We start from the raw sequence: 20,769 nt of genomic DNA, 5'->3' as shown, positions 1-20,769 counted from the left end.
GTCCTCTCCCGTCGTCCGGCCCTCCGGGCTTGCTCTGCCCCGGAGGATCGTGTCACGAACGCGGCTTCGTGCGCTAGCGCGTCGCGAACGTGACCGCGCCCGTCGGCGACAGGTCGTCGAGCGTGCTCGCGCGGACCCCGGCGTCCGAGACGGTGTAGAGCCGGCCGTTCGCCACGAGCGAGCGGCGGACGGGGTACGACGGGTCGTGCTGGACGCGGCCCGCCTCGGTGATGCCGCCGGCGCGCGAGGCGTTCAGCCCAACCGCTCCGACGAACGACGCGCCGTCCGCGTACTGGGCGATCGGCAGCACCGCGAGCGACGCGGCCGGCCACCACAGGAACGCGTGCGGATCGAACTCCGCCTCGGACTGCGCGTACTGGCCGAGCTTGCGCTGTGCGAGCCGCGTCGGGTTCGCCGGGTCGCGGACGTCGAAGAGCGAGACCTGCGCGCCCTGCACGCGGCCCTCCTCGGTCGCGTCCTGGCCGACGCCGAGCAGCAGGTCGTCGCCGATCGGATGCAGGTACGCCGAGTAGCCGAGGATCTTCAGCTCGCCCGCCACGCGCGGCTGCGAGGGCTTCGAGAGGTCGATCGTGTAGAGCGGGTCGGTGCGGCGGAACGTCACGACGTAGGCGGTGTCGCCGATGAAGCGGACGGCGTAAATCTCCTCGCCGTGGCCGAGGCCGGTGACCTCGCCGATGCGCGCGAGCGCGTTGCCGTAGGGCTGGAAGACCGTGACGCGGCTCTCCCCGGCTCCTGCGTTCGCCTCGGGCGTCGTCGTGGCGACGCGCAGGCGGCCGTCCTGCTCGGACATCGCGTACTGGTTGAGGACCGTGCCGTCGACGACGCCGCTGCCCGCGTACGTCGTCTCGCCGGCGTCGGTCGCGTCGAACTTGTGCAGCGCGGTCTCCGACTTGTCCGTCCAGCGCTGCGACGTCAGGTAGAAGGCCTTCGGGGACGCGTAGACCATGCTCGCGTTCGTGTAGAGCGCGTCGGTGTCGACGGGCGTGATGCCCTTGTCGAGGTTGAGCGTCAGGACGGTGAGCGCGTCGAGGCCGGAGAACCGCGGGGTGTGGCGGACGTCGTCGCAGCTGACGGCGCGCTGGTAGAGCTTGCGGCCCTTGCGGCTGGTGGTGACGGTGCGCGGCAGCCAGGCCTTCGCGGGCGCCGCGCGGACCTCCTTGACGGTGTCGAGCTGCAGCGCTCGCGGGACGGCGTTGACGACGAGCCGGGCGGTGGCGCCGGCCATGCGCGCGTCGAGGTAGGTGCCGTCGACGGTCACCGTCTTGACGATCCGCATCGCCGCCGGGTCGCTGACGTCGATCTCGGTGAGCGTCGTCTTCGGGTCGCCGGGGACGTACGGGATCGAGGTCGCGGCGCGCGCGGGCGGCGAGGCGGCCGTCGACTGGTTCGGCGCGGGCTCCGCCGTCGTGGTGGTCGGCGCCGGGGCGGGCATCGGCTCGGGGATGCCGACGTAGCCGTAGCTCGACGAGATCACGACGAGGCGGTCGCCGCGCAGCAGCAGCTGCTGGCCGTAGCCGCTGTCCGGAAGCGTCAGCGCGCTCGCGAGCTTCGGCGCTCCGCCGGTCAGCGCGACCGCCTGGACCTTGCCGCCGGCGAGCGCGAACAGCGTCCGGCCGTCGGTCTTGACGATGTCCGGCTCGTCGACGCCCTGCTCCTGCACGTTGGTGCCCGAGTAGTCCTTGCCGGCCTCGAGCGGCGCGGCCGTCGGCGTCGGCGCCGACGTCGAGCCCTCGCTGTCGCCCGTCGCGGGCATCGGCATGCCGACGACGTCCGACGGTGGAAGGACGGTCCGCCGCCCGATGCCCATGTCGCGGACCGCGTGAGCCCGCGCGTACTTCGTCAGGCCCGCGCACGAGGCGAACGCCTTCAGGCGGACGGGCTGGTGGGGCTTGCGCTTCGTCGCCGCGTCGGCGGCGGGCGCCGCGAGCAGAGCGGCGGCGAGGACGGCGGCGGCGGTCATCCGTGACGTGGATCGCATGGTCGTTCTGATGACACTACGCGGAAGCGCAGCGCCCGTCACACGCAACGACGGGGTCAGGTACCGTGCGTGCAGCGGGCGGTGATGCACGCACGGTGCCTGACCCCTTGCGTGCTCTCGTGGGGATCGGAGATGCTCGGCAGGATGGACGAGCGCGACGCCTTCGGCCGGGAGAAGGGCGAGGACCCGCTCGCCGAGATGGGCTGGAACGAAGGGCCCGCCGGCGAGAGCTCCGTCGCAGCCGTCCCCGCCGGTGAGGACGCCCCTCCGCCGCAGCCGGTCGAAGAGGCCTTCGGCGACACGCCGGTCATGACGGCGGGATCTCCGCTCGCCGAGTCTCCGCCGGCGCCGCCGGCCTCCCCGGTCGTCATCGCGACGCCGGCGCAGTGGGCGGCGCAGACGCAGGCGTCTCCGGCTCCGCCGCCGGCGCCGCGGCGGTCGCGGGGCTTCCCGACGTTCCGCGTGTTCCGGCTCCTGACGTTCCTGATCGTCTTGGGCGTGGGCGCGTCGATCGCGATCCCGGTGATCAACGACGTCAAGGACAAGGTCGAGTCGGTGACGATCCCGTCGTTCCCCGACCTCGACGGGGGCTCCGGCGGGAAGACGCCCGCGTCGCCGCCGGAGGGGTTCGACAAGCAGTCGCTGCTGCTCCGCGGGAACCTCGCGCCCGCGGTGCGCGACCTGCGCCGCGCGGTCGGCGGCGGCGACCTGCGCTTCCTGCGCGTCGACGCCCAGAGCGTCCAGGTCCAGGCGGTGCGCGGGTCGCAGCTCGTCATCGCGCAGAAGCGCTGGGACGGCAAGGCGGACGTGATCACCACCGCGCCGCGGCCGCCCGGCCTGACGACGTTCCCTTGGCGGAGGGTCAACCTCTCCGCGCCGCGCCGCCTCGTCTCTGCGATCGGCCGCCGCACCGGCGGCAAGCCCGCGTCCTTCGGCTACATGGTCCTGATCGACGCCGCCGGCCTGCAGTGGTCCGCGTTCACCAAGAGCGGCAAGGGCTTCATCGCCACGCCGTCCGGCCGGATCACGCAGGGGCTCTAGACCGAGCCCGAGCGGCCCCGCCCGCCCGCGAAGAAGCCGCGGCGCCCCGAGACCTCCGCGCGCAAGAGGTCTCAGCCGCGGCGACGACCTCCTCGGCGGTGACCTCCTCGCCCCCACTCGCGGCGTCTTGGCGCGCGTACGCCGCGCGGGCGTAGGCGGCGGCGGCGAAGCAGGCCGCGGCGCCGACGAGGAGGCCGGACCGGGGGCCGGCGACTTGCGCGAGCCAGCCGATGACCGGCGCGCCGATCGGCGTCGAGCCGAGGAAGATGACCGAGTAGAGCGCCATGACGCGGCCGCGGAGCGGGCCCTGCGCCTCGAGCTGCAGCGCGGAGTTGACGCCGGCGGCGAAGGTGACGCTGGCTGCGCCGAGGGGCACGAGGGCGGCGAGCTGCCAGCCAAGCGAGGGCGCTCCGGCGGCGAGGAGCTGGGCGACGCCGAACAGGGCGGCGGAGATGACCAGCACCGCGGGGGTGACGCGGTTGCGGGCGCCCGCAGCGAGGGCGCCGATGACGGATCCGGCGCCCATCGCGCTCGTGAGCGCGGCGTACGTCCCGGCGGTGCCCTGCCAGGTGAACTCGGCGAAGAGCGGCAGCAGGACCTGGAAGTTGAAGGCGAGCGTCCCGACGAGGGCCATCATCGCCAGCGGGATCCGCAGCTCGGGCCGCCGGCGGACCTCGCCGACGACGGCGCGGATCTGGCCGCGGCCCCGGCCGGCGAGCGGCGCGGGCTGCAGCTCCGCCGGCACGAGCCGCAGGAGCACTACGATCATCACGAGGAACGACGCGGCGTTGATGAGGAAGCACGGCGCCACGCCGAAGACCGCGATCACGGTGCCCGCGAGCGCGGGGCCGAGGATGCGCGACGTGTGGACGATGACGCTGTTCAGCGAGACCGCGTTGACGACGCGGTCGGGGCCGACGAGCTCGATCACGAAGCTCTGCCGCGTCGGGTTGTCGATCGCGAGGATCGCTCCGCGGGCGAGCACGAGCGCGTAGACCATGAGCGGCGTCACCACGTCGCTGGCGGTCAGCGCCCAGAGGACGACGGGCGGCACGACCATCAGCGCCTGCGTGACCATCAGCAGCCGCCGCTTGTCGTGGCGGTCGGCGATGACGCCGCCCATCGCGCCGAAGAGGAGGATCGGGAGGAACTGCAGCCCGGCGGTCAGCCCGACCGCGGCGCCGCTGCCCGTCAGCTTCACGACGAGCCACATCTCGGCCACCGTCTGCACCCAGTTGCCGGTGATCGAGACGACTTGGCCGCCGAAGTACCGGCGGTAGTTCGGGACGTGGAGGGAGCCGACCGAACGGCGAAGCGCCGCCGTCACGCGAAGACCTCCGTGAGCGGCGCAACCTTCACGCGGCACCTCCGCGGCGCCCATCGTCCGCGCTGCGCGCCCCGTCTTCGAGCATCCGCGCGAGGATCTCCGCGGCGCGCTCGAGCGTCTCGCGGTCGTCGCGCGACAGGCCGCGCAGCTGCTCGGCGAGGAACGCGTCCTTCCGGGTCCGCACGGTCTCGAGCAGCTCGTGGCCCTCGGGCGAGGTGGCGATGAGGCAGGAGCGGCGGTCGGCGGGGTCGGCAGTCCGCACGACGAGGCCGTCCTGCTCGAGCCTCGCGATCAGCCGCGTCGCCGTCGGGCGCTGGATGCGCTCGCGCGTGGCGAGCTCGCTCGGCGTCAGCGGGCCGTGGCGATCCACGGTGGCGAGCGCGGCGGTGAGCGTCGGGCTCAGCCCTCCCCCGGCCTCCTGGCGCATCCGCCGCGCCGTCCGCGTGATCGCGAGACGAAGCTGAGCAGCCTGACGCGGGATGGTTGCCATTGCTAACTAGCATAGCTAACCATCGCGGCGCCGGAGAGACCGGGCCGAGGGCGCCGGAGGGGCTTGGCTAGCGGAGCTTCGCGAGGCGGAGGTAGCCGCGGAGGACGTCGGGCTTGCGCGCGATCGACTTCGGGACGAGCGCGACCCAGCGGACGCGGGACTTGCGGACGCCCCAGACGAAGGCGGCGCCGCCGGCGATGCGCTTGATCCGCATCGTCCGGCCGAACCGCTTCGCACCCTTGCCGCGCAGCCGCGACACGCGATCGCCGCGGCCGACGCCGAGCGCCGTGTTCTCCGGCCCGCTCGACGAGATCAGCGCGGTCGTCCCGTCGGGCGCGAGGACCGCGGTGACCTTGCCGTCGTCCGGCAGCGACGCCCGGCCCGGCACGCACCACGTCCAGACTCGCGGGCCACGCGTGAACGGCTGGCCGGCATCGCGCAGGAGGACCTCGGGCGACACGCCGAGGCGCAGCAGGCCGAAGCGATCGGCTCGGAACCGCGTGCGCGCCGGCTGGCAGCGGCGGTTCGGGACGCCTTCGGCGCGCTCCCACATCTGCAGGTACGCCTCGGCACCGCGTCCCATGTCGCGGATGATCTCGTCGCCCGCGATCTTGCGGAGGTCCTCGATCCAGTCGGGGTACAGGCCGTAGTGGGCGACGCCGTCCTTGTTGATGTCCCAGGTCCGCTCGCCTGTCCGAACGCGGTCGAAGGTCACCTTCCCGTCGAACGACTTGAAGGGATACGTGACCGGGTTCTTGTCGGCATCCGCCCGCGGCGCGCCCTGCGACCCGAAGCCGTTCATGTCGGCGCCGTAGCCGAAGCCCCAGTAGAAGCGGTCGTCGCGCACCGCCTTGCGCTCCTTCCACTGCTTGACGAAGGACGTCGAGCTGCCGGCGTACGGCGTGATGACACCACCGAGCTCGTAGATCCGCGGGTAGGCGTCCTCGGTCGACCAGCTGTGGCTCGAGATCACGCCCGAGTACCGCCGTGCCTCGAGCAGGTTCAGCAGCTGCTGGCGCGCGAGCACGGAGAGGTGGTCGGGGTCCACGATCATCCCCTTGTCCATCATCTTCGTGACGAGGTACTCGCCGAGCGAGCTGAGGCCGCGCATGTTGCAGTGCGGCCCCTGCGGATAGACGGGGAGCGCGCCGGGAGGCAGCAGCTGCCCGAGCCCGTTGCCGATCAGCGCATCGGTGTTGTGGTCGGGCGACGCGGAGAGCTGCGTGTGGTCGTGCGGCGCACCCTCGGCGCACTGCTGAAGCTGCCAGTAGCGGCCGGTCTCCTTGCGGTTGCCCTGGTTGACGATGAGCCCCGTCTCGCCGTCGTCGCCCGCGACGCCGCCGAACGCGTTGTCGAACTTGTTGATCAGCTCCATGTCGCGGACGCCCATGTCGTAGACCTCCTGGAGCTGGCGGTCGATCTGCGCCTTGTCGCAGGTGGGGACGTCGTTGACGACGTTGCAGTCGAAGAGCTGCGAGACCTCGATCCCCAGGACGACCGCGAGCTTGCCCTCGTTGATGACCTTGCGGGCCTCGAACGGCGACTTGACGATCCGGTACCAGCCCTTGCCCGGCCCGCCGTACTGCGCGTCGATGTAGTCCTGCAGCTCGAAGATGCGCTTGTACTCGAGCCGCACGGTGTCCATCTCGTTGCAGCTGTGCTTCCTGCCGACGACGTACAGGTCGCAGAGCGCCTTGTTGTCGACGAGGAGGTTGACGAAGACGCGCAGGCCGCCGCGCCACGCGCGCTCGAGCCACTTCCAGTAGCTCTGCTCGTGCGTCAGCGAGTACCACGCCGGCCAGTCCTTGAAGGTCGGCCAGCCGACCGGGTCGTGACGCTCCTTCCCGCCCAGGGCGGTCTCGAGCGGCGCCAGGCCCGTCATGTGGTCCGGGCAGTCGACGAGCGCGAACTGAACGCCGAAGCGGTCCCACGGCTTGCCGCAGTGCGCGCCGCCGCCGAGGAACTCGAAGCCCATGTGGTGCATGTGCGCGTCGATGAGGCCCGAGACCTCGCCCCAGGGCGTCGGGCCGGTCGCACCCTCGCCGGTCGCGTCGACCTCGGACTCCGGGTACTGCGGGCAGCCCTCGGCCGCGGCGAACCGGAACGGCGCCGCGTTCGCCTTGTCGACGAGAGCGAGCCGGCCGCCGGTCACGCCGAGCGCCTTGCCGTTGGCGAGCGAGAGCGTGAACGGGCCGTCCCCCTCGACCCTCCAGTCGCTGTCGTCACTCGGCTGCGCCGCGCTCGCCACGCTCCCGTTCGCCCCGCTCAGGAAGTCCTTCGCCCGGCCGTAGAGCAGGTACTTGCCGAGCGCGGTGGCCTGCATGCGGAACGGCTCGGCGCCGCCGACCGCACCCGCGGACAGCGCGTAGCCCGTCGCGTCCTTGACCGCGAACTTGCCGCCCGTCTCGAGGCCGTAGCACCCGTGGACGAGCTCGTAGCGGGCGTTCGACGCCCCGGCGGGAGCGGCGGCGACGAGGCCGAACGCGAGCAGGACGAGGAGAAGCCGGGCCGGGCGACGCATGCCGGGCATCCAAGCGCCTCCTACCGCGCGGTGCGCCGGTTCCCGGGGGTGCACGTCCGGTACCGGCGCACGCGCTCGACGCGGCGGCCCGACGCCGTCCGGCCGCGGATCGTCACGCGCACGACCTTGCGCGGCTTGCCGCGGAGGTCGACGACCGCGCGGTGGCGCCGCACCCGCACGCGGCGCCCGTCGACGCGCACGACCACCCGGCGGCGTCGCGGATCGATGATCGAGAACGGCGCGTTCGACGGCCGCCCGAACGGCGCGTCGTTGTCGAGCAGCTCGAGCTTCGCGACGTGCCCGGCCTCGAAGCGCCACGCGACCGGATGCAGCTCGAACGCGTCGCGCGCCGCACCGGTCGGCCACAGCACCCCCGCGCGGCGGCGGTCACCCCCCCAAGATCTCAGTCGGCGAGGGCGGCAACCTGTGCGGCGCGGCTCGTGAGTGCGTCGACGAGCTGCGTCCGCGAGCCGATGTCGAGTTTGCGGAAGACGTTGCTCAGGTGCATCTCGACAGTGCGGCCGGTGACGAAGAGGGCCTGAGCGATCTCCCGGTTGCTCATTCCCTCGGCGGCCATGCCAGCTACGCGGCGCTCGCTCGGCGTCAGGGACTCCACGCCAGACAACGCGGTGGAGCGGGGCTTCGCGCCCGCGGCGATGAGCTCTTCGCGTGCGCGCTCGACCAGCGCGGCCGCCCCGCAGCGCATCGCGACGTCGAGTCCGGCCCGGAGCTGAGCGCGCGCCTCGACCCGCTGTTGCGCGCGCCGCAATGCAGCGCCGAGCTCGACGAGCGCGCGGGCGCGTTCGAGGGCCGCCGGACTGCCGTCGAGCACGGCGGCCGCCTCGGCGAGCGTGTCGGTGTCCTTGGTCGCGAGGCCGAGTGCCCGCAGGGCGCGAGAGATGCAGCGCGGTGCGCCCCAGCGGCGCGCGCGCTCGAGCTCCTCGCGCGCGAGCTCACGCGCAGCATCGGCGTCGCCGGCCAGAAGGTGTCCCAGCGCCGCTTCGCTGCGCCAGTGCGCGCCGGCAGGGTTCGTGAAACCGACCGTGGCGAAGGCCTCGCCGCATGCGCGCGCGTCTGCGATAGCCCCCGCGGCGTCCCCCCGGGCAAGGCGCAGCGCAGACCGCGCGCGCCGCAGGTTGATGCCGCCGAAATCTGCGGCCAGCGGCCCGTCGGCGCCCGCCTGTCGCAGGGCATCCGCGGCCTCGGCGAGCCGGCCGCGTTCGACGAGCACCGCGGCGAGCTCGCCATAGGCGAGCGGCATGATCATCACGCCGCGGCTCGGCATGGCGTCCACGGCCGCGCGGGCGTCCGCCTCGGCGTCGACCAATGCGCCGCGCGCGCGCAGCAGCGATGCCCGGACCATCGAGGCCCCGGAGTAGAGGTAGACGGCGCCGCGCCGGCGCGCGCCGGCCAGCGCCTCGTCGGTGACGCTGAGCGCATCGTCGAACTCGTCGGCCAGCAACAGCGTCGAGACGGCGCCCCAGTACGCCCACGGCGGAGCGTCCTCGGTGGTGAGACCGCGGGCCAGCGCCCGCCGTGCCAGGTCCACCGCCTCCGCTCGCCGCTCGCCTCGCACCGCCGTTCCGTACGCCTTGATCGCGCACAGCAGCCGTCCGGTCTCGTCAGCGTCGGTCGGCGCGAGCGCGTCGACTCTGGCGAAGGCGGCGACCTGCCGGCCCGGCACGCGCAGGGCCGCGGACAGGTACTCGACCTCGAGCGCATGAGCGAGTGGCCCGTCGGGCGCGTCCGTACGAGCTGCCTCGATCTCGGCGAGCGCCTCCTCCTCGCGCGACCGCCAGAACAAGGCTCGGGCGAGCGTGAGGCGCGCTTGGGTGCGACGCCCGGGATCGTCGAGCAGCGGCAGCACCTCCCGCAGATGCTCCGCCGTTTCGGGGGCGGCGGCTCTCCCCTCCGCATCGGCCAGCGCGAGCAGCATGTCGGCCCGGACGCCGGGGTCGACCGACTCGCCGAGGGCGCGCTTGAGGTACGCCACTGCGCTGTCTGGAGCGCCGGCGCCCATCGCGTCGCGCGCCGCCTGTCGCAGGACCGGGACGGCACTCGGCACGGAGTTCGCAGGTGCGCGCAGCAGCTGCGCCGCGACACGCTCGACGGCACCTCCTGCGAGCAGCATGGCCGCCTGCGCGTGGAGGCGACCCCGCTCGCCGGGCGGGAGCCCTTCGTAGATCGCCTGGCGGATCAGCGGGTGCGCGAAACGCAGCGGCCATCCGGGCTGCAGGATGTCGGCGCTGACGAGCCTCGTCACGTGGTCCTCGGCCGCCGCGAGTTCCACATCGGCCAGTCGCGCCGCGACCTCGAGGTCGGCATCGTCGCCGAGCGTCGCAACGGCCGCGGCCAGGCGCGCGGCATCCCGGCCCAGCTTCGCGAGCTCCAGCCCGACCCGCCGCGCGACGACCCGGGGCGCCAGTTGCCGGGCGTGGTCCGCCACGGCCTGCGGTTCGGCGGGGAGCGGCTGGTGGGCGAGGGCGCCCAGCAACTCGCGCAGCAGCAGCGGGTTCCCGCCGGTGGCCTCGTGCAACTGGGTCCCCAGGGCCCCGCCGTGCACGAGGCGCGACTGCGCCATCTCCGCCGTCGCCGCCGCGCTCAGCGGGCGCGGGTGCACGGTCACCGTCGCCGGGTCCGCGAGCAACTCGAGGAAGGCTGCGTCCGCATCGGCTCCGACCGGTCGAGTCGCCGCCACCGCAGCCACGGGCACGCCCACGATCCGGTGCGCCAGATACGCGAGCCAGCGAAGTGACGCTCCGTCCGCCCACTGCAGATCGTCGATGGCGATCAGCAGCGGCCCGTGATCGGTCAGGTTGATCGTCAGCCAGTAGAGGCCGTGCAGGAGCGCGAACGCGGTGTCCGCCGTGGTCGGGGCGGCGAGGGCGCCCGCCAAGACCGGCTCCGCACGAGCCGCGGCACCCGCGAACAGCCGCGCCCTGTCGTTGGGCTCGGTGCGCATGAGCTCCGGCTCGAAGAGCTGACGGACTAGGCCATACGCGAAGTCGCGTTCGAGCTCGCTTCCCCGCGCCGCGAGGATCCGCATGCCCATCTCGGCGGCGTGTGCCCGCGTCGCCGCGAGCAGCTCCGTCTTGCCGATCCCGGCGTTGCCTACCACGGCCACGAACCGGCCACCGCCGCCGCAAGCGGCCGAGAGCACCGCCGACACGGCCTCGAGTTCCTGCTCGCGCTCGAGCAGCGCCATGGAGCGACTCTACGCATCGGGTCCCGGCGGAGAGGAAAGTGTTCGGGATTTCCTTCGGTGGCCGCACGTGGTGGCGCTCGGCGGCCCGGTCCAGCATCGGCGCATGACCGACACCTTCATCGCCAGCGCCATCGACGACTGGAAGGAGCTCAGCCACCGCGAGGGTGACGGGCTCGCCATCACGCTCCTCTGGAGCCGCTCGCGCGACCGCGTCAATGTCGCCGTGACCGACCACCGCCTCGGCGGCCACCTCGACTTCGATGTCGCCGGCCACGACGCGCTGGACGCCTTCCACCACCCGTTCGCCTATGCGGCGGCACGCCGCTGACTCGGAGGAAACAGACATGCGACCGAAGCTGATCTGGACCCTCGCGATCACGTCGATCGCGGTCTTCATGGTCACCCTCGACAACCTCGTCGTCTCCACAGCGCTCCCCGTGCTGCGGGCCGACATGAACGCGTCCCTCGAACAGCTCGAGTGGACCGTCAACGCCTTCACCCTCGGCTTCGCCGCGTTCCTGCTCACGGGGGCCGCGCTCGGTGACCGGTTCGGGCGCCGACGGATGCTCGTCATCGGCGTGTCGCTGTTCACCGCGGCGTCGGCCGCTGCCGCCCTTGCTCCAGACATGAGCCTGTTGATCGCGTCGCGAGCGATCCAGGGCGTCGCCGCGGCGCTCGTCATGCCGCTCACGCTGACGATCCTCAGCAACACCTTCCCACCCGAGCGACGCGGTGCGGCCATCGGGCTCTGGGGTGCCATCGGCGGTGTCGCGGTGGCCAGCGGCCCGCTCGTGGGCGGCCTCGTCATCGAGGGCATCTCGTGGCAGTGGATCTTCTGGCTGAACGTCCCGATCGGGTTCGCGCTGGTGCCGCTCGCGATGCGCTATCTCGACGAGAGCCACGGCTCGGACCGCAGCGTCGATGTCGTCGGGCTCGTCCTCGCCGGCGGTGGCCTGCTCGCCCTCGTCTGGGGCATCGTTCACGGCAACGGCGACGGCTGGGGCAGCCGGAGCGTCCTGGCGAGCCTCGCGCTCGGCGTCACGGGCTTGGTCGCGTTCGTCATCTGGGAGTTGCGAACGGCCGAGCCGATGCTGCCGATGCGTTTCTTCCGAAGCCGCTCCTTCTCGGCGGCCAACGCAGCAGGACTGCTCATGTCGTTCGGGATGTTCGGCGCGATCTTCCTGCTGACGCAGTTCTTCCAGACCGTGCAAGGGCTCTCGCCGCTCGAGGCCGGGTTGCGGCTGCTGCCGTGGACGCTGATGCCGATGGTCGTCGCCCCGATCGCCGGCTCGCTGTCGGACCGAATCGGCGGACGTCCGCTGATGGCAGCCGGGCTCGCGCTTCAGGCCCTCGGGCTCGCCTGGCAGGCGGCGGTGACCGAACCGGGCGTGTCCTACGGCGCGCTGGTGCTGCCGTTCGTGATCTCCGGTGCCGGCATGGGACTCTTCTTCGCACCGGTCGCCAATGTCGTCCTCGGCGCCGTGTCACCTGAGCAGGCCGGCAAGGCCTCCGGTGCGAACGCCACCATCCGCGAGGTTGGCGGTGCGCTGGGCGTCGCCGTCCTGGCTTCCGTGTTCGCGGCCACCGGAGGCTTCGAGAACGGTGAGACGTACGTGGACGGGATGCGCTCGGGCGTGTTCGTGGGCGCCGCAGTCGTCGCTGTCGGCGCGGTCGTGACGCTGCTGATCCCGGGGCAGCCGCGACCCCCGCGGCCGGCACCGCTCGCCCGGCTGGGCGCGGTTGTGTTCCGGTTCCGGCGCCGCGTCGTCGCCCTGTGGGCGCTCGTGCTGGTGGCCGGTGGCTTCGCGGCCGCCGCGGCGGGCGGCGAGTGGTCGGCGGACTACGCGACGCCGGGCTCCGAGTCCAAGGCGGCCGGGGACCGCATCGCGGAGCGCTTCGCGCACATGTCGCCGAACTCCGTCGACGTCGTCTGGCAGGCACGCGACGTGCGGGCGCCGGACGTGCTCGAGGAGGTGGACCGGTTCCTGGCGACCGCCGCTCGGCTCGAGGGGATCGGCACGGCCCCGCCGGCCGCCTCGGCCCGGGTGTCGCCGGACCGCCGCGTCGCGCTGTTGCAGCTCCCGCTGTCGAAGCGCAACCCCGAGGACGTTCCGACAGCGACGGCGGAGCGGCTCGTCGAGCTCGCCGGCGTGACAGCCGTCCGCGTGGAGCTCGGTGGTCTCGTCGTCGCACGGGGGCAGCGCCAGGAGGTGTCCTCGGAGACGATCGGCTTCGCGGTCGCCGCGATCGTGCTCGTGCTCACGTTCGGGACGCTCGTCGCGGCCGCGATGCCGCTCGCGACGGCGCTCTTCGGCCTCGGCGTCTCCTCGGCCGTGATCGCGCTGCTCGCGGCGCTCGTCGATGTCCCTGACTGGGGATCGTCGGTGGCGGCGATGATCGGGATCGGGGTGGGCATCGACTACGCGCTCTTGATCGTCACGCGCTTCCGGGCCGCCCTCGCCCGCGGCGCGGATCCGCGCGCAGCGACGGCTGAGGCCCTCGCCACGGCTGGTCGCTCCGTGCTCGTGGCCGGGACGACGGTGATCATCGCTCTGCTCGGCCTGTTCCTGGTCGGGCTGACGTACCTCCACGGCGTCGCGCTCAGTGCGATCGCCGCGGTGGCGGTGGTCATGCTCGCTTCCGTCACGCTGCTGCCCGCGCTTCTCGCGATGCTCGGCCGGCGCGTGGAGCGGCTGCCCATCAAGCGGCGCTCGCACGGGGAGTCACCGCGCGCTCGGCGCTGGGGCCGGCTCGTGCAGCGCCGGCCGATCGTGTTGCTGGTCGCCGGCCTGGTGGTGATGACCGCGCTGGCCGTACCCGCCCTCGGCATGCGGCTCAACTACCCGGACGCCGGCAATGATCGGCAGGGCACGACGACCCGCGCCGCGTACGAGCTCGTGGCCGACGGGTTCGGCCCCGGCGCCGCCGGACCGCTCCTGGTCGTGGCCGAGCATCCCGGCGAGAAGCGGCTGCGTGAGCTCGCGTCGGCGATCGCCCGCGATCCGGGTGTGCAGTCCGTGTCGGCGCCCGTCGTCAGCGACGGGGGCGAGACGGCGTTGCTGGCCTTGACCCCCACCGGCGCGCCGCAATCGGCCTCGACCGAAGAGCTCCTCGAGCGGATGCGCAGCGAGATCGTCCCCGCTAGCGGTGTGGAGGCAAGCATCGGCGGCACCACCGCCTCACTCGTGGACCAGAGCCAGATGATCGCGTCGCGTCTGCCTGTGTTCATCGGCGGGGTCATCGCCCTCTCCCTGGTGCTGCTCGTGCTGGCCTTCGGCGCGCCCCTGGTGGCGATCAAGGCGGCGCTCCTGAACCTGCTCTCGGTCGCGGCGGCGTTCGGTCTGGTCGCGGCGGCAGCCCGCGGCGGCTGGTTCGGTGAGCTGCTCGGGATCCACGAGCCGACACCGGTGCCGCCGTTCGTGCCGGTGATGATGTTCGCGGTGCTCTTCGGGCTCTCGATGGACTACGAGGTGTTCCTGCTGTCGCGGATCCGCGAGTCACTCAACGGACGGGCACGTGCGAGTGACGCCGTCGTCGACGGCCTCGTCCGTACCGCAGGGGTGATCACCGCGGCGGCCGCGATCATGGTGGCCGTCTTCGGCGCCTTCGTGCTGAGCGCCGACGTGAACCTGAAGCTGATCGGCGTCGGGTTCGCGGGCGCGATCCTGATCGACGCGACGGTGGTCCGCATGGTCCTCGTCCCCGCGGTCATGCAGCTGCTCGGCCGCTGGGCGTGGTGGACGCCGCGCCCCCTTGCGGGCAGCCGTCTGCGCCTCGAGGTCGAGCCGTGGACGACCCCGACACAGGCCTGAGCACGAGGTCCAGGTGGCTGGGCCGGCGTGTGGACGACGTCCACGGCCGGCCCAACTCCTCGTTCAGCGCCGAACCCGTGGACGAGCGCGACCAGCGGCAGACGCCAGGCGCTCCGTGTGGCCCGCGCGCCGGTGGGTAGCGTCGAAGGCATGACTGCGACCGCAACGGGAGCCGGCACCTTCAAGATCGGCGGCGAGCTCGAGGTCACCCGCCTCGGCTTCGGCGCCATGCGCATCACCGGCCCCGGCATCTGGGGCCCGCCCGCCGACCACGACAAGGCCATCGCGGTGCTCAAGCGCCTGCCCGACCTGGGCGTCGACTTCATCGACACCGCCGAGTCCTACGGCCCCTACGTCTCCGAGGAGCTCATCCACGAGGCGCTCCATCCGTACGACGACATCACCGTCGCCACGAAGAGCGGCCTGCTGCGCACCGGCCCGCAGGTCTGGCCGATCTGCGGCAAGCCCGAGTTCCTGCGCCAGGGCTGCGAGATGAGCCTGCGGCGGCTCGGGCTCGACGCGATCCCGCTCTGGCAGCTGCATCGCATCGACCCGGACGTCCCGCGCGAGGAGCAGTTCGGCGTCATGAAGGAGCTGCAGGACGAGGGCAAGGTCGTTCACCTCGGCCTCTCCGAGGTCTCCGTCGAGGAGATCAAGGCCGCGCAGGAGGTCATCCGGGTCGCGACGGTGCAGAACCTCTACAACGTCGCCAACCGCCAGGCCGAGGACGTCCTCGACTACTGCGAGGAGCAGGGCATCGGGTTCATCCCCTGGTTCCCGCTCGCCGCCGGCGACCTCGCCAAGCCCGGCGGCCCGGTGCACGAGCTCGCCGACCAGCACGACGCGACGCCCGGTCAGATCGCGCTCGCGTGGCTGCTGCAGCGCTCGCCCGTGATGCTGCCGATCCCCGGCACCGGATCGGTCGAGCACCTCGAGGAGAACGTCGCCGCCGCCGAGCTGAAGCTGACCGACGACGAGGTCGAGCGCCTCAACCGCGCCGCCGGCTGACGGATCATCCGATTCGGACGACGCGCGCCACCGCGCGTCGCGCGAGGCTGGCCGCCCATGAACGGGAGCGGCCGCCTCGCAGTCCTGCTGTCGATGGCGATGTTCGTGCTCGTCGTCGACACGTCGCTCATGAACGTGTCGATCGCGGCGGTCGTCGAGGACCTCGACACGGACGTGTCGAGCGTCCAGGCCGCGATCGCGCTCGAGGCGCTCGTCTCCGCCGCGTTCATCCTCATCGGGAGCAAGGTCGGCGACCTCATCGGCCGCAAGCGCGCGTTCGTGATCGGGCTGCTCGGCTACGCGCTGGGCGCGCTGGCGATGACGCTCGCGCAGAGCGTCATGGCGATCTTCGTCTTCTGGGCGGTCATCGGCGGCTTCGGCGCCTCGCTGCTGCTGCCGGCGATGCAGTCGCTGATCCACGGCAACTTCGAGGGCACGGCGCAGAAGAAGGCCTACGCGGCGGTGGGCGCGGCCTCCGCGATCGCCGCGGCGATCGGGCCGCTGCTCGGCGGCTTCCTCACGACCGCGCTGTCGTGGCGCGTCGGCTTCCTGCTCGAGGTCGTCGTCATCGCGATCGTCCTCAGCGGCCTCGGGCTGGTCAACGACGTGCCGTACACGGGGTCGCGCGCGGTCGACGTCGTCGGCGCGGTCCTGTCCGCGGTCGGCATGTCGGGCCTGGTCGTCGGGGTCCTCGTCTGGCAGGAGGGCGGCGACCGCGTCGGGCTCCTGCTCGCGATCGGCGCGGCCGGGCTCGCCGCGCTCGGGTGGTGGCTCATGCGCCGCAAGCGTCAGGGAAAGCCGACGCTGCTCGACCCGGGGCTCTTCCGCCACGACCTGTTCCGCCTCGGCATCTCGTCGCAGCTGATGCAGAACCTCGCCCTCGGCGGGCTGATGATCACGCTGCCCATCTACCTGCAGATGGTGCAGGAGCTCAACGCGCTGGAGACCGGCCTGACGATGTCGCCGATGTCGCTGACGATGTTCGGCGTGGCGCTGCTGGCGGGCAAGCGCGCCGGGAAGCGCAGGCCCGCGACCCTCATCCGGGCCGGCTGGGTGCTCCTGCTGCTCGGCCTCGGCGGCCTCTTGGCGGTCATCCCGGACGCCGGCACGGGCTGGGCGCTCACCATCCCGTTGCTGTTCGCCGGCGCCGGGCTGGGGCTGCTCGTCTCGCAGCTCAACAACTTCACGCTCTCCCCCATCTCCGACGATCGCGTCTCCGAGGCGGCGGGCGTGAACTCGGCCGCGGGCTCGTTCGGGCTGTCGGTCGGCCTCGCCGTCGCGGGCGCCGTGCTGCTCGCGACGCTGTCGATCGTCTTCACCGACATGGCCAAGGACAGCGACGTCCTGCCCGCCGCGACGCAGCAGCAGGTCGCCGACGCGCTCGAGGACGACGCGCAGGTCCTCAGCAACACCAACCTCGAGCAGCAGCTCGCCGGCCAGCCGCCCGAGATCCGCGAGGAGATCGTCCGGATCAACACCGACGCCCGGCCGCTGGCGCTGCAGGTCGCGCTGCTCATCCCGGTCCTCGCCGCTCTGCTCGGGCTCCTGCAGAGCTTCCGCATGGCGCGAAGGCCGGATCCGGTCGCGTCGAGCTCCGCCGACATCGCGCTCGCCTGAACTCGGAACGTGTGCGTACAACCAATGCGGGTATCGACAAGGAAGGAACCACCTTCCCGGAGGAAAGCTGCATGGAGCTCGCACTACTGGTCCTGCGCGTCGTCGTGGGCGTCTTCTTCGTCGGCCACGGAGCGCAGAAGCTCTGGGGGTCGTTCGGCGGCCACGGTCTTCAGGCCACCGCGGGCTTCTTCGACTCGATCGGCATGAAGCCGGGCCGGCGCAACGCGCTGGCGGCCGGCTGGGGCGAGGTCATCGGCGGCGCGCTGCTGATCCTCGGGCTGCTGACGCCGCTCGCCGCGGCCATCATCATCGCCGTGATGCTCGTGGCCATCACCACGGTGCATCTGCAGAACGGCCCGTGGGCGACCGAGAACGGCTACGAGTACAACGCGGTGCTCATCGCCGTGGCGTTCGCGCTGGCGGGCACGGGGCCGGGCCAGGTCTCGCTCGACGACGCCCTCGGCTGGATGACCGACATCACCGGCGCGGGCTGGGCCTTCGCCGCGCTCGCGGCCGGCGCCCTCGGCGCGCTCGGCGCCCACCTGGCGGCCGGCTCCGCCCGCGGCCGCTCGGCCCCGGCGCCGGGAAGCGAGCCGGTCGCGGCGACCGCCTCCGCCGACGACGCGCGCTTCGCGCGCGACGACGAGGACGCGGTCGCGCGGCGCGAGCGCCCGGGGGTCCCCGCCGACCCGCGCTGACCCGCGACGGCGACTACGATCGCCGCGTGGAGAGGACCGCCGCCCGGGACGCGCTGCAGGCCGGTGACTGGCAGGCGGCGCGGGCGGCGGCCGAGGCCGCGCTCGCGGCCGATCCGGGCGACGCCGAGGCGCTCGACGTCCTCGGCGAGGCGCTCTGGACGCTTGGCGATCGCGCCGCCGGCATCGAGCACCGCACGCGCGCGTACGCCGCGTACCGCCGCCGCGGCGAGGTGCGCCGGGCGGCGTGGCTGGCGACGTACCTCGCCGGCGAGCACCGCATCGACGGCAACGCGGCGGCCGCGAACGGGTGGCTCGCCCGGGCGCGCCGCCTGCTCGACGGCGCCGGCCCGCTGCCGGAGCACGGCTGGCTCGCCGTCGAGGAGGCCAAGCGCGCGGCGACGCCGGCCGAGGCCGCCGACCACGCCGAGCGCGCGCTCGCCGTCGCCCGCGAGACGAGCAGCGCCGACGTCGAGATCTCCGCGCTCGCGCAGCTCGGCCTCGCGCGCACCGCGCTCGGCGACACGCCGGGCGGCATGGCGCTGCTCGACGAGGCGATGGCCGCCGCGCTCGGAGGCGAGCCGACGGAGTGGCTCTGCGTCGGCGACGCCTGCTGCACCACGCTCGTCGCGTGCGAACGCTTCGCGGACCTGCCGCGCGCGATCGACTGGTGCCGGCTGGTCGTCGAGTGGTCCGACCGCCACGACTACGTCCCGGCGCGCTCCTGGTGCCGCGCGATCTACGCCGGCGTGCTGACACGCACCGGCGACTGGGCGCGCGCCGAGCGCGTGCTCGAGGAGGCGATCGGCACCGGCGCCGGCGACACGACGACCGCGCTCGCGCGGCTCGCCGAGCTGCGCCTGCGCCAGGACCGCCTCGAGGAGGCCGAGGCGCTGCTGGCCGGCATCGAGGACCGTCCCGAGGCGACGGCCGCCGCGGTCGAGCTTCGGCTGCGCCGCGGCGAGCCGGAGGTCGCCGCCGCGCTCGTCGGCGCGCGGCTCGAGGCGTCGTGGACCGCGCCCGCCGAGCAGTCGACGCTGCTGGCGCTGCGCATCGACGTCGCGCTCGCGCGCGGCGACCGCGACGAGGCGCGGACCGCGGTCGACGCGCTCACGGAGCTCGCGCGCCAGCTCGGCCGGCCGGATCTCGTCGGCGTGGCGGAGCTCGCCGCCGCCCGCGTCGCCGCCACCGGCCCGGAGGCCGAGGCGCACCTGCAGGTCGCCGTCGAGCAGTTCGGCGGCCTCGGCATGCCGCTCGAGGAGGCGCGCGCCCGGCTGCTGCTGGCGCACGCGCACGCGGACGCCGGGTCGCCGCTCGCCGAGGGCCATGCCGCCGCCGCGTGCCGGACGTTCGAGCGGCTCGGCGCGCGGCGTGACGCCGACGAGGCGGCCGCACTGCTGCGCCGGCTCGGCCGCGGAGGCCGCGCCGCGCCGCGCGGGGCCGGGCGCGATGTGCTGACGGCGCGCGAGCAGGAGGTCCTCGCGCTGCTGGCCGAGGGCCTGAGCAACCCGGAGATCGCCGCGCGGCTCGTCATCAGCCGCCGCACGGCCGAGCACCACGTCGCGAGCGTGCTCGGCAAGCTCGGCCTGCGCTCGCGCGCGCAGGCTGCGGCCTACGCGCTGCGCGAAGGACCCGTAGGCACGTAGGTGAGCTCCCCGATGCTCGGGCCCGGCGGCGGGCGGAGCATCGCGGCATGACGACCCTCTCCCTCCCGCCCCGCGGCTTCCGCGGCGAGCTGCTCGAGCCCACCGACGTCGGCTACGCCGCCGCGACGACGATCCACAACGCGATGCACGCCCGGCGTCCGTCGGCTGTCGCGCGCGTCACCGGCCCCGGCGACGTCGCCATCGCGCTGCGCCACGCGCGCGACCGCGGCCTGCCCGTGAGCGTCCGTGGCGGAGGGCACCACGTCGCCGGCTACGCGATCGCCGACGGCGGGCTCGTGATCGACACCTCGCCGATGCGCGACGTGGCGGTCGACCCGGCGCGCCGCGTCGTACGCGCCGGGGCGGGCGCGCTGTGGCGCCACCTCGACGCGGCGACGCAGGCGTACGGTCTCGCCGTCACGGGCGGGCGCGACGGGACGACCGGCGTCGTCGGCCAGGCGCTCGGCAGCGGCAGCGGCTGGCTCGAGCGCCGGCTCGGCCTCACCGGCGACCACGTGGAGGCGATCGAGCTCGTGACGGTCGACGGCGAGGCGCTCCGGGTGACCGCCGACAGCGACCCCGAGCTGCTCTGGGGGCTGTGCGGCGCCGGCGCGAACTTCGGTGTCGTGACGGCGGTCGAGCTGCGGCTCCACCCGGTCGGCCCGGTCGTCCACGGCGGGATGCTCATGTTCGCCGACGCCGACCGGGCGGCGGTGCTGCGCGGCTGGCGCGACCACATGGACGCGGCCGGCGAGCTCGCGGGGACGGCGGTCGCGCTCGTCACCGCGCCGGACGGCGCCCGCGTCGCCGGGATGTTCGTCGTCTGGTCGGGCGACGAGGCGGGCGGGATCGCGCACGCCGACGAGCTGCGCGCACTCGGGACCCCGGTCGTCGACACCGTCCAGCCGCTGCCCTACGTCGAGGCGCAGCGGATGCTCGAGCCCGTCGTCCCGTGGGGCATGCGCGAGTACTGGAAGGCCGAGAACGTGCCGGCGCTCACCGACGCGGCGATCGACGCGCTCGTCACGGCGCACGACGCCTGCCCGTCGCCGCTGACGCAGGTCGTCATCGAGCCGAAGGGCGGCGCGATCGCGCGCCGCGACGAGGCCGCCACCGCGGTTGGGGCGCGGTCGGCGAGCCACTGCTGGTTCGCGTTCGGCATGTGGGAGGACGCGAGCGACGACGAGCGCAACATCGCGTGGGCGCGCGGGACCGCGGACGCCATGGCGCCGTTCGGCATGCCCGCGATCGCCCCGAACTTCATCGAGGACGAGGGGACCGACCGCCTGCGCGCGGCGTTCGGCCCGGAGAAGTACGCGCGGCTGCAGGCGCTGAAGCGCCGCTGGGACCCGGAGAACGTCCTGCGGTCCTGCGCGAACGTGCGGCCGTAGTAGATCGGCCGCACGTC

General features: G+C 73.5%; 14 protein-coding genes. 8 read left to right on the top strand and 6 right to left on the bottom strand.

The window, feature by feature from the left end; all coding sequences use genetic code 11:
• Window positions 1–73 precede the first annotated feature (73 nt).
• A complete protein-coding gene (locus AC1UE4_RS18180) occupies window positions 74–1,981 on the bottom strand; it encodes a beta-propeller domain-containing protein (protein WP_482918720.1) in 1,908 nt (635 codons plus the stop codon).
• Window positions 1,982–2,143: 162 nt separating this feature from the next.
• Here AC1UE4_RS18180 and AC1UE4_RS18175 point away from each other — a divergent pair, with 162 nt between their 5' ends.
• Complete coding sequence (locus AC1UE4_RS18175) at window positions 2,144–3,040, top strand: hypothetical protein (RefSeq protein ID WP_482918719.1); 897 nt, start codon at window positions 2,144–2,146, stop codon at window positions 3,038–3,040.
• On the opposite strand, the gene AC1UE4_RS18170 is transcribed toward AC1UE4_RS18175, so the two are convergent.
• From AC1UE4_RS18170 to AC1UE4_RS18150, 5 genes are all read right to left on the bottom strand, one after another.
• Complete coding sequence (locus AC1UE4_RS18170) at window positions 3,024–4,367, bottom strand: MFS transporter (protein ID WP_482918718.1); 1,344 nt, start codon at window positions 4,365–4,367, stop codon at window positions 3,024–3,026. The genes AC1UE4_RS18175 and AC1UE4_RS18170 overlap by 17 nt on opposite strands.
• A gap of 28 nt (window positions 4,368–4,395) precedes the next feature.
• Window positions 4,396–4,857: a MarR family winged helix-turn-helix transcriptional regulator gene (locus tag AC1UE4_RS18165; protein ID WP_482918717.1), complete on the bottom strand. Its 462-nt coding sequence runs from the start codon at window positions 4,855–4,857 to the stop codon at window positions 4,396–4,398.
• A 67-nt stretch (window positions 4,858–4,924) separates the two neighbouring features.
• On the bottom strand, window positions 4,925–7,378 hold the full coding sequence (locus AC1UE4_RS18160) for an amidohydrolase family protein (protein WP_482918716.1): 2,454 nt from the start codon (window positions 7,376–7,378) through the stop codon (window positions 4,925–4,927).
• 20 nt (window positions 7,379–7,398) lie between these two features.
• Window positions 7,399–7,749, bottom strand: a complete 351-nt coding sequence (locus tag AC1UE4_RS18155) for a hypothetical protein (RefSeq protein ID WP_482918715.1) — start codon at window positions 7,747–7,749, stop codon at window positions 7,399–7,401.
• A gap of 32 nt (window positions 7,750–7,781) precedes the next feature.
• Window positions 7,782–10,583, bottom strand: a complete 2,802-nt coding sequence (locus AC1UE4_RS18150) for an ATP-binding protein (protein ID WP_482918714.1) — start codon at window positions 10,581–10,583, stop codon at window positions 7,782–7,784.
• A gap of 103 nt (window positions 10,584–10,686) precedes the next feature.
• Here AC1UE4_RS18150 and AC1UE4_RS18145 point away from each other — a divergent pair, with 103 nt between their 5' ends.
• From AC1UE4_RS18145 to AC1UE4_RS18115, 7 genes are all read left to right on the top strand, one after another.
• A complete protein-coding gene (locus tag AC1UE4_RS18145) occupies window positions 10,687–10,911 on the top strand; it encodes a hypothetical protein (RefSeq protein ID WP_482918713.1) in 225 nt (74 codons plus the stop codon).
• Between the two features lie 16 nt (window positions 10,912–10,927).
• The gene (locus tag AC1UE4_RS18140; RefSeq protein ID WP_482918712.1) at window positions 10,928–14,395 is read left to right on the top strand and encodes a DHA2 family efflux MFS transporter permease subunit; all 3,468 of its coding nucleotides are present in this window, start codon (window positions 10,928–10,930) and stop codon (window positions 14,393–14,395) included.
• A 150-nt stretch (window positions 14,396–14,545) separates the two neighbouring features.
• Window positions 14,546–15,403 carry an aldo/keto reductase gene (locus tag AC1UE4_RS18135; protein ID WP_482918711.1) on the top strand — a complete coding sequence of 286 codons (858 nt, stop codon included), beginning with the start codon at window positions 14,546–14,548 and terminating at the stop codon, window positions 15,401–15,403.
• 57 nt (window positions 15,404–15,460) lie between these two features.
• Window positions 15,461–17,020, top strand: coding sequence for an MFS transporter (locus AC1UE4_RS18130; RefSeq protein WP_482918710.1), 1,560 nt, complete (start codon window positions 15,461–15,463; stop codon window positions 17,018–17,020).
• Window positions 17,021–17,091: 71 nt separating this feature from the next.
• Window positions 17,092–17,718, top strand: a complete 627-nt coding sequence (locus AC1UE4_RS18125; protein WP_482918709.1) for a DoxX family protein — start codon at window positions 17,092–17,094, stop codon at window positions 17,716–17,718.
• A 26-nt stretch (window positions 17,719–17,744) separates the two neighbouring features.
• Entirely contained in the window at window positions 17,745–19,361 is a 1,617-nt protein-coding gene (locus tag AC1UE4_RS18120; protein WP_482918708.1) for a helix-turn-helix domain-containing protein, read from the top strand.
• Between the two features lie 47 nt (window positions 19,362–19,408).
• Complete coding sequence (locus AC1UE4_RS18115; protein ID WP_482918707.1) at window positions 19,409–20,752, top strand: FAD-binding oxidoreductase; 1,344 nt, start codon at window positions 19,409–19,411, stop codon at window positions 20,750–20,752.
• Window positions 20,753–20,769: the final 17 nt, after the last annotated feature.

This window comes from Parviterribacter kavangonensis (assembly GCF_056863335.1).
Note: the sequence above shows the minus strand (reverse complement) of the source record. Positions and strands in the feature narration are given on the sequence as shown.

Bases quoted from the DNA above. Each gene is read 5' to 3' on its own strand.
- AC1UE4_RS18145 (WP_482918713.1), top strand. From the start codon at position 10,687: ATGACCGACACCTTCATCGCCAGCGCCATCGACGACTGGAAGGAGCTC.
- AC1UE4_RS18130 (WP_482918710.1), top strand. From the start codon at position 15,461: ATGAACGGGAGCGGCCGCCTCGCAGTCCTGCTGTCGATGGCGATGTTC.
- AC1UE4_RS18160 (WP_482918716.1), bottom strand. From the start codon at position 7,378: ATGCGTCGCCCGGCCCGGCTTCTCCTCGTCCTGCTCGCGTTCGGCCTC.
- AC1UE4_RS18150 (WP_482918714.1), bottom strand. From the start codon at position 10,583: ATGGCGCTGCTCGAGCGCGAGCAGGAACTCGAGGCCGTGTCGGCGGTG.
- AC1UE4_RS18180 (WP_482918720.1), bottom strand. From the start codon at position 1,981: ATGACCGCCGCCGCCGTCCTCGCCGCCGCTCTGCTCGCGGCGCCCGCC.
- AC1UE4_RS18125 (WP_482918709.1), top strand. From the start codon at position 17,092: ATGGAGCTCGCACTACTGGTCCTGCGCGTCGTCGTGGGCGTCTTCTTC.
- AC1UE4_RS18140 (WP_482918712.1), top strand. From the start codon at position 10,928: ATGCGACCGAAGCTGATCTGGACCCTCGCGATCACGTCGATCGCGGTC.
- AC1UE4_RS18175 (WP_482918719.1), top strand. From the start codon at position 2,144: ATGGACGAGCGCGACGCCTTCGGCCGGGAGAAGGGCGAGGACCCGCTC.
- AC1UE4_RS18165 (WP_482918717.1), bottom strand. From the start codon at position 4,857: ATGGCAACCATCCCGCGTCAGGCTGCTCAGCTTCGTCTCGCGATCACG.
- AC1UE4_RS18115 (WP_482918707.1), top strand. From the start codon at position 19,409: ATGACGACCCTCTCCCTCCCGCCCCGCGGCTTCCGCGGCGAGCTGCTC.
- AC1UE4_RS18135 (WP_482918711.1), top strand. From the start codon at position 14,546: ATGACTGCGACCGCAACGGGAGCCGGCACCTTCAAGATCGGCGGCGAG.